Source organism: Oceanospirillum sp., from assembly GCF_982874595.1.
This window is the reverse complement of the sequence record NZ_CEYNZH010000077.1, coordinates 1-11,092: the sequence shown is the minus strand read 5'-3', so window position 1 is coordinate 11,092 and position 11,092 is coordinate 1. Positions and strand designations below refer to the sequence as shown.

The following is an 11,092-nucleotide window of genomic DNA, read 5'->3' as shown; positions in this document are numbered from 1 at the left end:
CGATGAGGTTCATCGGGCGCTGTAAAAAAGTGTCAACTTATATCAGGACTAGACAATGACGCATTCCATTGCAGATAACGAAAACCAGCGGCTCGCTGATTACCTGCTAGCCATCCATTACAGTGTTCGGCAACCAAAGTACGATATCCGGGAATACCATACACAGAATCAGCACCATCACGTTGATCATCACAAACGGCGTCACCGAGCGGTAGATCTCGCCCATGCCGATACCCGCCGGGGCGATGCCTTTCAGATAGAAAAGCGCAAAACCATAGGGCGGAGTCTGTACCGCAATCAGAATATTCAGAATCATCAGTACGCCGAACCAGATCGGGTCATAACCCAGTGATACAGCAATCGGTGTAAACAGGGGGGCGCACATCAGAACGATAATGAATTCGTCGATGATAAAGCCCAGTAACAACATGATCAGCTGGAACATAATGATGATCATGATCGGTGGCATATCCAGACCACTGGTAAAATCAGCCACCATATTCTGTACACCCATCAGCAGATGGAAGTTACTGAAGACCGATGCGCCAAAGATGATCCACATCGCCACACTGACCAAAGTACCGGTTTGCAGACCAGCCGCCTTAAACATATCCCACTTAAAGCGCTTGAACAGAATCGCCAGAACAATAGCACCCATTACACCAATAGCGCCGGACTCGGTCGGTGTCGCAATACCGGTGATAATACTGCCCAGTACTGCCACAATCAGCAGCAGCGAGAACAGACCATCGCGGATGACACGGAAGCGCTCGCTCGGGGTATGAGGAACAAAATCATCCTGCTGAGAATCAATGGGGGCACGCTCCGGCTTCAGCCAGCAGCTGATCACCACGTAAGCCATCAGACAGAAAACCGTCAGCAGTGCCGGCATCATAGCGCCCAGGAACATACGACCTACGGAGTTCTGAGTCGAGGCCGCAAACATAATCATCGGAATGCTTGGCGGAATCAGAATACCCAGACCACCACCGGCCATAATCACACCCAAGGCCAGTTTACGGTCATAGCCCCGTTCCAGCATCGGGCGCAGAGCGATAGAACCTGAGGTCATAATGCCCGCACCGATAATGCCCACCATGGCACCAATCATAGAGCAAACACCGATCACACTGATCGCCAGCGAGCCACGCACCTTACCGACAACCAACTGGCTGAAGTTAAACATGGCATCACCAATGCCGGATTTGGTCAGCAGCTGCCCCATATAGATATACAGAGGAATCGCCAGCAAAATAAAGCTGAAATAGGTCGACTCTATGGTTGAGGGGATAATATTAAACAGACCATCACCCCAAACCATATAGCCCACGCCCATGGCGATGCCGCCCAGTGCCAGACCCACCTGCGCACCTAATGCGAAGAACAAGAAAATACAGACCAGCAGAACGCCGGTTAATGCTTCAATACCCAGATCCATTATTCCGCCGCCTCAGTTTGCTGTGCCTTGTTATCGTTATCGTCTTCGCCTGAACTCTCTTCCGGGATCAGAGGCTGACCGGTAATCAGGTAGTAGGCTTCTGCCAACATGTCACGGCCCAGCTGAGCCACAAACAAACCACCGGCGGCCATCATCATGATCCAGAAATGGAACATAGGCGGTGCCCACTCACTCTGGCGGCGATAATCGTATTCAATCGCTTCCTCAAACTTACCGAAGCACATCTGAATCACCAGAAGCAAAAAGAAGATACCCAAAGACCAGGAAACCAGATTGAACACGGCGCGGGATTTTTTAGAGACCCGGAAATAGAGAATATCCACGTTGATATGTGCGCGCTGCTGTTGCGCATACGCACCACCCAAAGCAGCGATATAGCCGAACAGAAACAGGGACAGGTCAAACGCCCAAATCGTCGGACTATTTAACACGTAACGGGAGAAAACCTCGAAGGCAACAACAAATGCCAAAACAGGCATCAGATAGGCCGCAGCTTTGCCACACAGACGAACAATCAGGTCCACCAGCTGACACAGGTTTCTGAGGAATGCAGTCATACTTTTTACCTAACAAAAAGACTCACCTAAAAGCGGTTTACCTAAACAGGGTTTACCTACCAAAAGGCTCACCTAATAAACGGAGCACAAAGAGCGCCCAAAGGCGCTCCCCAAGATGTTGAATGAATTAATGCGCCAGCCCGATAGGTTTTACCCGAATCAAGCGGACACTTTAATCCGACTTACATCTGCTCTTTGCGAAGAATATCGATCAACTGTTTGCTGTACTTATCCTTAGCAGCGTACTCATCCCACAGACTGGCACCGGCATCGGCCCATGCTTTCTTGTCTGCTTCGCTTGGCTCAGGGCTCCATTTCAGGCCTTTAGCTTCCATTTCTGCAACGGCTTCAGACTCCCATTTACGGGACAGACGCAGCTGGTCAGCAGCATGAATCTCAGTCGCTTTACGAACAGCCGCTTTCAGATCATCCGGCAGTTTCTTCCAGGCGTTGCGGTTAACCACAATCGGCAGAACCTGCGCACCAGCCAGCGGCAGACGGTACATGTATTTTGCTACTTCAACGTGGTTACCATCGCGGTGGTCGATCATGTTGGAACCGATGGAGCCATCAATAACGCCAGTGGCCAGAGAGGTGTAGATCTCACTCCAGGCAAGGGATACCGGAGAGGCACCCAGGTTACGCAGGAACTTACCGTAAGCACCTGGCGCACGTATTTTCAGGCCTTTAAAGTCTTCAACCGAGTTAATCGGTTTTTTAGTCAGAATATAAACCGGTGGTTGGATGTAGGGTTCCAGCCAAACCATACCCTGAGAGCCGTAAGCTTTGGTCAGTACATCGCCAAAACCTTTTTCGTGGAACAGTGCCTGCAGCTCTTTAGGATCATCAGTACCACCGGGCAGACCGATCTCAACCACACCCGCTGGCAGCTCACCGGCGTGCATCGACTGGAAAGGCGCGCCCATGGTGATCAGGCCAGACTTAACAGCGCCCAGCAGACCGCTGGTGCCCACGCCTTCGCCGGAGTACAGAACCTGAACCTTGATTCGGCCGTCAGACAGATCCTCAATATTTTTGGCCAGGCTTTCGTAAACCTCACCGAAAGCGGTTCCGCGGCTGTACAGATTACTGAAACGCCAATTGTGCTCTGCTGCTGCAGCCTGACCCATACCAGCCACGCCCAGAGTCAGGGCCAGTGCCGCCGCTGAAAATTTCTTCTTGTAGCGACCTAATGTCCCGAACATTGTCTTTTTAGTGAACATATGTCTCACCTGATCTTATAGTTTTTTATTAAGTAGCCTTTTTGGCTTACCCCTTGCGCCGTCAGATCATCACAAAAGCCAATTGCCGGATAAACCAACCAATATCTACCCAAAGGTTTCACTTTTTTTACGTAACAAACCTCATAACCCTGCTAAGGTTGACCCTGTGTTACCCTTTGATGCGTCATTATGTATAACCGCTACTTTAGACTGTGACTTCTGAACGCTTTGAAAAAAGCATCCGGATTGGTTGCAGGTGAGGCCTTCGATGAAAAAACCCTCTCTGGGTCAGATCAGTGACTATGAACTGAAGCAGCTCAAACTTTTCAAAACTGTTGTAGAAAGTGGCGGCTTTACCTCTGCGGCCGCTGAACTGAATATCAGCCGTCCGACGGTAAGTAACCATATCGCTCGACTGGAAGCGCGTTTGGGTATGCCCCTGTGTAAACGGGGTCGGGGTGGTTTTCTGCTGACTGACGAAGGGGCCGTGGTTTATGAAGAGAGCAAACAACTGCTGGCCCAGCTGGACCAGTTCCGCAGTACGCTGAACAACCTGGGCGAAAGCCCCGCCGGTCAGTTACGTATCGCCCTCAGCGACACCTACAGCAACGACGAACGCTGTCGCATCCCTGAAGTGATGCGCGCCTACTGTAAAGCAGCCCCTAAAGTAACGCTTAGCTTTGAAGTGGAACACATGCGGGATATGGAGCGTCAGGTTCTCAACGGGGATCTGGATATCGCCTTTATCCCCTATCACCGCAAACTGCAGGGGCTGAACTACATTCATCTGTTCACCGACAACAACTACCTTTATTGCGCCAAAGATCATCCTCTGTATCACCTTGAAGATGACCTCATCACCAACGAGATGATCTGTGATGCCAAGCTGGTTCATGCAGGCCTGCAACCCCATGAAGAGATCTATCATCAGCTGAGTGAGATGAACCTGGCGGGTAGCTCCTATCATTACGAATCCCGCATCGCACTGGCTCTGACAGGTGAATTTATCTGCTTTTTGCCGGAAGAGGTGGCCCGCCCCTATGTCGAGAAAGGCGAACTGAAAGCGATCGCCCGACGACACAAACACTTCACACTAGGCGCCGCGGTGATCTATAAACAGATGAAAAAGCCAAATAGAGCCAAAACGTTATTTTTAGAAACCATTTATCAGTATTTTGGTAACTCAACCGAAATCCCACCGTATTAGATTTTTCTGCACAAGCGGCTGTAACCCCAGTGTGACAAGGCGTCGCGATAAACCAAGCTTTTATGACCTTGATCAAAGTTTCAGAAAAACCAAACTAAACGTTGAAGTCGATCGATTGTTAGACAAAAGCCTTAACCCTAAAGTCGCGAAGTAGTGCCTGAAACTCCGGTTTGGACCGCAAGAATCGGAGTTCCCACAAATAATAAGTACTAACCTGAACAACAACCCCCGAACCTCATAAGAAACTCCTTTCGGTGACCAGCCGGATCAAAGAGTTCATCTATAAACCAGGAGTAGAACAGGATGAATATCAACTTCTCGCTTAGACAGAAGCTGATTCTTATTGTTGCCGTCATTGTCGTCGGCTTTGGCATCATGGGCGTCTATAGCATCTCAGTGCTGGGCACCATGAACGATGCCTCAACCGGTCAGAATCAGATTAATCAGGCCAGCACCGAGATCAGCCAGCTACAATCCAAACTTCTTATTCTTGAAAAACTGAAAGAACAACCCAAAACAGATGCGCTAAACCAGGCGGCACAGACCGTTAAACAGCTTAAAACTAATTATAAAAGCTCGTTAACTCAGGTCCGCGATAACCTGTCAGACAATCAGGCCCGCGCCCTACTGAGTGAAATTCTTAATCTGATGCCCAGCTACCTCGGCACTCTGGAAGAAAGTATCTCGTTCAGCCTTCAACTTGAAGGCGAACAGGGCCTGATTCGGAAGCTTGATAACACAGCGACTGAAGTGGTTGAAAAAATAGGCATTCTGGACAGTTTCTCAAGCACCTTTAAAGAGATCCGTAACGCTGAAAAGGACTTTCTGATCAACTCAGATCAGGTCCACCATCAGGCGGTTCTGGATCTGATTGAAAAGCTGCGCAGTGATGTGCGCGCTTTTAACTTTGAAGATATGTTTGCCGAAGATACGGATCGTTATGAAGCGGCCTTTCTGGCAATGGCAACCATCAAGCTGAAACACGCCAAAGATGAGAAAATACTCGACCGGTTACGTAACCAGCTGAACGAGCAGATTCAACAGACGACACATCGACTGGTCAATGTTCTGGCAGTGGAAGCCCAGCAAAATGTTCAGGATACCCGTGACAGTGCCCGTAGCAGCCTGATTATCGGCAGTCTGATTCTGGTAGCGATAGCGGTACTGATTATCGGGTCTGTGGCGACCTCTATCTCCCGCAATATGCAGCGGGCGCTGAGCACACTAAACCAGATCGCCTCCGGTGATCTGACCACCCGCATGGCGAAAGGCTCCAACCCCAGCGATGAGTTCCATCAGCTGGCAGATGCCACCAACAGCATGTGCAGCCAGATTCATGATCTGGTCAGCCATATCAAAACCAGCACTCACAGCCTGAAGCAGATCTCCGACGAGACCGACCACTCGCAGCAGAATATTCAGCACAGCAGCGAAACCATCGGCCAACGCAGTACCTCACTGGTTGCAGCCACTGAAGAGATCAGCGTGACCACCGAACAGATCGCCCAAAGCGGTCAACAGGTTAGCGATGCCACTCAAAGCGCCCACGATTCAGCACTTGATGGCGCTCAGGTGATCTCTCAGGCGCTGGAATCACTGCAATCCGTTGCCGCAGCCTTTGAAAGCACCAGCCACTCCGTTGAACAGCTGGGCGAGCAGTCGAAAGAGATCGATACTGTTATCGAACTGATTCAGGGCGTTGCCGAACAGACCAACCTGCTGGCACTGAACGCTGCCATTGAAGCCGCCCGAGCCGGAGAAGCGGGTCGCGGTTTTGCCGTGGTTGCCGATGAGGTACGCACACTGGCCGAACAGACCGTAAAAGCGACCGCCAGCATTACCGAAAAAATCGAGCGCATCCAACAGGGTACCAAAGATGTGGTAAACGCCATCAACCAGAGCCGTAGCCAGGTTGAAACCGGCCGCAAACTCAGTGAAAAAGCAGAAGAAGCGATTCGCCATATAGAGAAGCAAACCTCAGAAGCCGCAGAACAGGCTAACGCCATTGGTCAGGCTATTCGCGAGGTTGCCCTGACAACCGGTGATATGGCTAAAAATATGGACAGCATCGCCGGTGAGATTCAGAACAACAATCAGGCCAACCGTCAGATCTCCGATAACACACGTGCCACCTATGAACGTGCGGAACAACTGGAAAAACTGACAGAAGCCTTTACGGTATAGGCAACTTTCGCAACCCCCTTCAGCCCACGTATTCTGTGGCCTGAACGGGGTTCATAGGGTTAACGTTGATCCACCGCAAAGCGTTTTCAGGCGCATTTGTTCAGCCTTAACCAAACTATGCGTTGATTGTTACTCATTTTTTAAAACAAGACCCTTAACTAGTATGCACGTACTTTGGCAGCAATTGTCATGGGCTGTTATGTCCTGATTTAACCCTGCCGGCGAATTACTTGCTTTATGTGCCAGGAAGTTGGAGCAAAACATGTTACTAAAATTAAAAGATCCACAGCTACTTAAGACACAGGCTTACATCAACGGTGAATGGGTTAACGCGCAGAGCGGTAAAACCTTCAGCGTTAAAAACCCGGCTACTGGCCTGCACATTGAAGATGTTGCTGACCTGGGCGCAGAAGAAACCCGTCAGGCGATTGAAGCGGCTGACAAAGCGATGGTTTCCTGGAAAGCAAAAACCGCTAAAGAGCGTGCTGTTATCCTGAAGAAGTGGTTCGACCTAATGGTTGCTGCTCAGGAAGACCTGGGTCTGCTGATGACCATCGAACAGGGCAAGCCTCTGAAAGAAGCGATGGGCGAAGTGATGTACGGTGCTTCCTTCATCGAATGGTTCGCTGAAGAAGGCCGTCGCGCCTACGGTGACGTGATCCCGACTCACGCAGCTGACAAGCGCATCGTAACCGTTAAACAACCTATTGGTGTTGTTGCGGCCATCACGCCTTGGAACTTCCCGGTTGCGATGATCACCCGTAAAGCGGCTCCTGCTCTGGCAGCGGGTTGTACTATCGTGATCAAGCCGTCTGAAGAAACCCCTTTCTGTGCACTGGCTATGGCTGAACTGGCGCAGCGCGCTGGCGTACCTGCTGGCGTACTGAACGTGGTAACCGGCACTAACGCTGCCGCTATCGGTGGCGAACTGACCTCCAGCCCTATCGTTCGCAAGCTGAGCTTCACCGGTTCTACGCCGGTTGGCAAACTGCTGATGAAGCAGTGTGCCGACACCGTTAAGAAAACCTCTATGGAACTGGGTGGCAACGCTCCGTTTATCGTATTTGACGATGCCGATATCGACGCGGCTGTAGAAGGCGCAATCGCATCCAAATACCGTAACGCCGGTCAGACCTGTGTTTGTGCTAACCGTCTGCTGGTTCAGGCTGGTGTACATGACGAGTTCGCTGAGAAGCTGGCTAAGCGCGTTGAAGAGATGCAGATCGGTAACGGCACCACGCCGGGCGTTGAAGTGGGTCCTCTGATCAACAAAGCCGCTATCGACAAAGTAGACACTCTGGTTAAAGCCTCTGTTGAGCAGGGCGCTAAAATCCTGACTGGTGGTGAGCGTCACGCACACGGTGAGCTGTTCTACACCCCGACGATCCTGTCTAACGTCACTCAGGAAATGCCGGTCTTCACTCAGGAGATCTTTGGTCCTGTAGCACCTATCGTTCGTTTCGAGACTGAAGAAGAAGCAATCGAAATTGCTAACAACACGCCATTCGGTCTGGCAGCTTACTTCTACTCCGAAACCATGAGCCGCATCTGGCGTGTTTCTGAAGGTCTGGAATACGGCATGGTTGCTGTAAACGACGGCATCCTGTCTACCGAAGTTGCACCTTTCGGTGGCGTTAAAGAGTCCGGTACCGGCCGTGAAGGCTCTAAGTACGGTCTGGATGAATACCTGGAAATCAAATACATGCTGCTGGGTGGCATTCGTTAATAACCCGGTTAGCCCGAGCTGACAGCCCCGCTTTCAGCTCCCTATTTTACTGCGGCCTGCTCAGGCAGGCCTTTATTTGTGGAGTACATCATGTCAACTAATGCATCTTTGCAGGAACGTAAGAATAAAGTTTTCGCTGTAGGTCAGGGCAACCTGGCACCGGTATACGTTGAGCGTGCTAAAAACGCTGAAATGTGGGACGTAGAAGGTAACCGCTACATCGATTTCGCAGCTGGTATCGCCGTACTGAACACCGGTCACTGCCACCCTAAAGTCATTGATGCGGTTAAAGGCCAGGTTGAAAACCTGACGCATACCTGCATCACTGTAACGCCATACGAGCCTGCCGTTGAACTGGCAGAAAAGCTGGTTGATATCGCTCCTATTTCTGGCGACAAAAAAGCGATCTTCGTAACGACTGGTGCTGAAGCGGTTGAGAACTGTGTGAAAATCGCACGCGCTCACACCGGTCGTCCGGGCATCATCGCATTCAATGGTGGCTTCCACGGTCGTACTAACATGACTATGGCGCTGACCGGTAAAGTGGTTCCTTACAAAGCTCAGTTCGGTCCTTTCCCGGCTGGCGTTTACCACGCGCCTTACCCGAACGAACTGCACGGTGTAAGCATCGAAGACTCTCTGAAAGCTCTGAAAATGCTGTTCACTTGCGATATCGAAGCGTCTCAGGTTGCTGCGATCATCATCGAGCCAGTTCAGGGTGAAGGTGGTTTCTACCAGGCTCCTGCTGAGTTCCTGAAAGAACTGCGCAAGATCTGTGACGAGCACGGCATCATGCTGATCGCTGACGAGATCCAGAACGGTTTCGGTCGTACCGGTAAGATGTTCGCTATCGAGCACGCTGGTGTTGAACCAGACCTGATGACTATGGCTAAAGGTATCGCGGGCGGTTTCCCACTGTCTGCCGTTGTTGGTAAAGCAGCCGTTATGGATTCTTCTCCTGCTGGCGGTCTGGGCGGCACTTACGCAGGTTCTCCTGTTGCATGTGCAGCGGCACTGGCCGTACTGGACGTGATCAAAGAAGAGAACCTGGTTGCACGCGCAGCGGCAATCGGCGAGCAGATGAACCAGCGTCTGAGCGCAATGAAAGAAGAGCACTCACAGGTCATCGGCAACGTACGTAACCTGGGCGCAATGGTTGCTATGGAACTGATCCAGAATGGCGACATCAACCAGCCAAACCCTGAGCTGACTAAAGCTCTGGTTGCTGCTGCGCCTAAGCACGGTCTGATCCTGCTGTCTTGCGGTATCCGCGCTAACGTTATCCGCTTCCTGCCTGCTCTGACTATGAGCGACGAAGTGCTGAACGAAGGTCTGGATATCCTGGCTAAGATGATCGCTGAGCACGCTTAATTGATATTAAGTACGCTAGAGTGATACCGAATACCCCGGCCTAGGCCGGGGTATTTTTTTGGGTGGAGTTGGGGAACTGAAAAGGAATTTACCAAGCACTCACATACAGGACTAGTTCCCACACTCTGGGACTGCGTTCAGAATAACGCCCGCATTCGCGGTTGGCTTGGAGCGCAGCGAAAAACCAGTCCGACAACATGCGCTTGTTAAGTGCTGGTGAAACCGTAAAATAGCGAATTATTTTCTTGATTTTAACCAGATGCACTGTATATTTAAACAGCATTTCTGGAGATTTACCATGGCAACTGAGTACACATCGATAGAGCTCTGTGCTGGAGCAGGGGGACAAGCTCTAGGATTACACCAAGCGGGCTTTAAGCATAAGCTACTGATTGAAATAGATAATCCAGCTTATAAGACCCTAGAGTTTAACAATGCCAAACACTCTTTAGGCTGGGAAAAAATTGTTGAAGGGTGCGTCGAAGACTTTGCTGAGAATCAAGCACATGAGTTTGTTGGAGTTGACTTGGTTGCAGGGGGCGTGCCTTGTCCTCCATTTTCGAAAGCCGGTAAACAACTGGGTAAAGATGATGAACGGGACTTATTTCCTGCAGCGCTTCAGATCGTTGAGAAAAGCCAGCCTAGAGCAGTGATGCTCGAAAATGTTGCAGGATTGTTAGAACCTAAATTTGACGAATATAGGTCAGAAATCGATCTGAAACTCAGCAAGCTAGGATACAAAACATTTTGGAAGCTGCATAATGCGTCAGATTATGGTGTGCCTCAGTTAAGGCCTAGAGTTATTTTGGTCGCACTCCTTCCCGAATACGCAGATTTTTTTTCTTGGCCTCAAAAAGTGATTACGCCCCCAACTGTTGGCGAAGCCTTATATGATCTTATGGCATCAAATGGTTGGGAAGGCGCTGATGAGTGGAAGTTGCGAGCAAATAAAATTGCCCCTACTTTAGTTGGTGGCTCGAAAAAACATGGCGGCCCTGATCTTGGGCCAACTAGGTCTCGAAGAGCATGGCAAGAGTTGCATGTAAACGGATGCATAGTTGGTAACGAGCCGCCTGAAAAAGGCTATACCGGTTATAAAGATAAAGAAGAATATAAGGGCATGCCTTTACTTACTGTACGTATGGCAGCCCGAATTCAAGGATTTCCAGATTGGTGGGAGTTTCATGGAAAGAAAACCCCAGCATATCGACAAGTTGGCAATGCATTTCCACCTCCAGTCGCTGAAGCAATAGGTAAGGAAATTATCAAGGCGCTAGATTCGGCTACTAAGGCAAGCAAAGCTGCTTAATTGGTAGTGTTCAAAATTCTGTGTCACCCCTATAGTTTACCCTCTACAGGGAGTGA

General features: G+C 50.3%; 8 protein-coding genes. 5 read left to right on the top strand and 3 right to left on the bottom strand.

From position 1 onward, the window contains the following. Window positions 1-106: 106 nt before the first annotated feature. The 3 genes from AC4GL5_RS17700 to AC4GL5_RS17690 all read right to left on the bottom strand — a co-directional run bounded on the left by AC4GL5_RS17700 (window position 107) and on the right by AC4GL5_RS17690 (window position 3,239). Window positions 107-1,432, bottom strand: coding sequence for a TRAP transporter large permease (locus AC4GL5_RS17700; RefSeq protein ID WP_490384129.1), 1,326 nt, complete (start codon window positions 1,430-1,432; stop codon window positions 107-109). Between the two features lie 5 nt (window positions 1,433-1,437). Further along, on the bottom strand, window positions 1,438-2,016 hold the full coding sequence (locus AC4GL5_RS17695) for a TRAP transporter small permease subunit (protein ID WP_490384128.1): 579 nt from the start codon (window positions 2,014-2,016) through the stop codon (window positions 1,438-1,440). A gap of 182 nt (window positions 2,017-2,198) precedes the next feature. Next, a complete protein-coding gene (locus AC4GL5_RS17690; RefSeq protein ID WP_490384127.1) occupies window positions 2,199-3,239 on the bottom strand; it encodes a TRAP transporter substrate-binding protein in 1,041 nt (346 codons plus the stop codon). Between the two features lie 268 nt (window positions 3,240-3,507). Between AC4GL5_RS17690 and AC4GL5_RS17685 the strand changes: the two genes are divergently transcribed. The 5 genes from AC4GL5_RS17685 to AC4GL5_RS17665 all read left to right on the top strand — a co-directional run bounded on the left by AC4GL5_RS17685 (window position 3,508) and on the right by AC4GL5_RS17665 (window position 11,036). After that, on the top strand, window positions 3,508-4,446 hold the full coding sequence (locus AC4GL5_RS17685) for a LysR family transcriptional regulator (RefSeq protein ID WP_490384126.1): 939 nt from the start codon (window positions 3,508-3,510) through the stop codon (window positions 4,444-4,446). Window positions 4,447-4,749: 303 nt separating this feature from the next. Beyond that, window positions 4,750-6,630, top strand: coding sequence for a methyl-accepting chemotaxis protein (locus tag AC4GL5_RS17680; protein ID WP_490384125.1), 1,881 nt, complete (start codon window positions 4,750-4,752; stop codon window positions 6,628-6,630). Window positions 6,631-6,892: 262 nt separating this feature from the next. After that, on the top strand, window positions 6,893-8,356 hold the full coding sequence (locus tag AC4GL5_RS17675; protein ID WP_490384124.1) for an NAD-dependent succinate-semialdehyde dehydrogenase: 1,464 nt from the start codon (window positions 6,893-6,895) through the stop codon (window positions 8,354-8,356). Between the two features lie 90 nt (window positions 8,357-8,446). Further along, window positions 8,447-9,727, top strand: a complete 1,281-nt coding sequence (gene gabT, locus AC4GL5_RS17670) for a 4-aminobutyrate--2-oxoglutarate transaminase (RefSeq protein WP_490384123.1) — start codon at window positions 8,447-8,449, stop codon at window positions 9,725-9,727. Window positions 9,728-10,025: 298 nt separating this feature from the next. Beyond that, on the top strand, window positions 10,026-11,036 hold the full coding sequence (locus AC4GL5_RS17665; RefSeq protein WP_490384122.1) for a DNA cytosine methyltransferase: 1,011 nt from the start codon (window positions 10,026-10,028) through the stop codon (window positions 11,034-11,036). Window positions 11,037-11,092: the final 56 nt, after the last annotated feature.

Excerpts from the sequence above, each read along its gene's own strand:
- AC4GL5_RS17675 (WP_490384124.1), top strand. The coding sequence starts at position 6,893 with ATGTTACTAAAATTAAAAGATCCACAGCTACTTAAGACACAGGCTTAC.
- AC4GL5_RS17690 (WP_490384127.1), bottom strand. The coding sequence starts at position 3,239 with ATGTTCACTAAAAAGACAATGTTCGGGACATTAGGTCGCTACAAGAAG.
- AC4GL5_RS17680 (WP_490384125.1), top strand. The coding sequence starts at position 4,750 with ATGAATATCAACTTCTCGCTTAGACAGAAGCTGATTCTTATTGTTGCC.
- AC4GL5_RS17695 (WP_490384128.1), bottom strand. The coding sequence starts at position 2,016 with ATGACTGCATTCCTCAGAAACCTGTGTCAGCTGGTGGACCTGATTGTT.
- AC4GL5_RS17665 (WP_490384122.1), top strand. The coding sequence starts at position 10,026 with ATGGCAACTGAGTACACATCGATAGAGCTCTGTGCTGGAGCAGGGGGA.
- gabT (WP_490384123.1), top strand. The coding sequence starts at position 8,447 with ATGTCAACTAATGCATCTTTGCAGGAACGTAAGAATAAAGTTTTCGCT.
- AC4GL5_RS17685 (WP_490384126.1), top strand. The coding sequence starts at position 3,508 with ATGAAAAAACCCTCTCTGGGTCAGATCAGTGACTATGAACTGAAGCAG.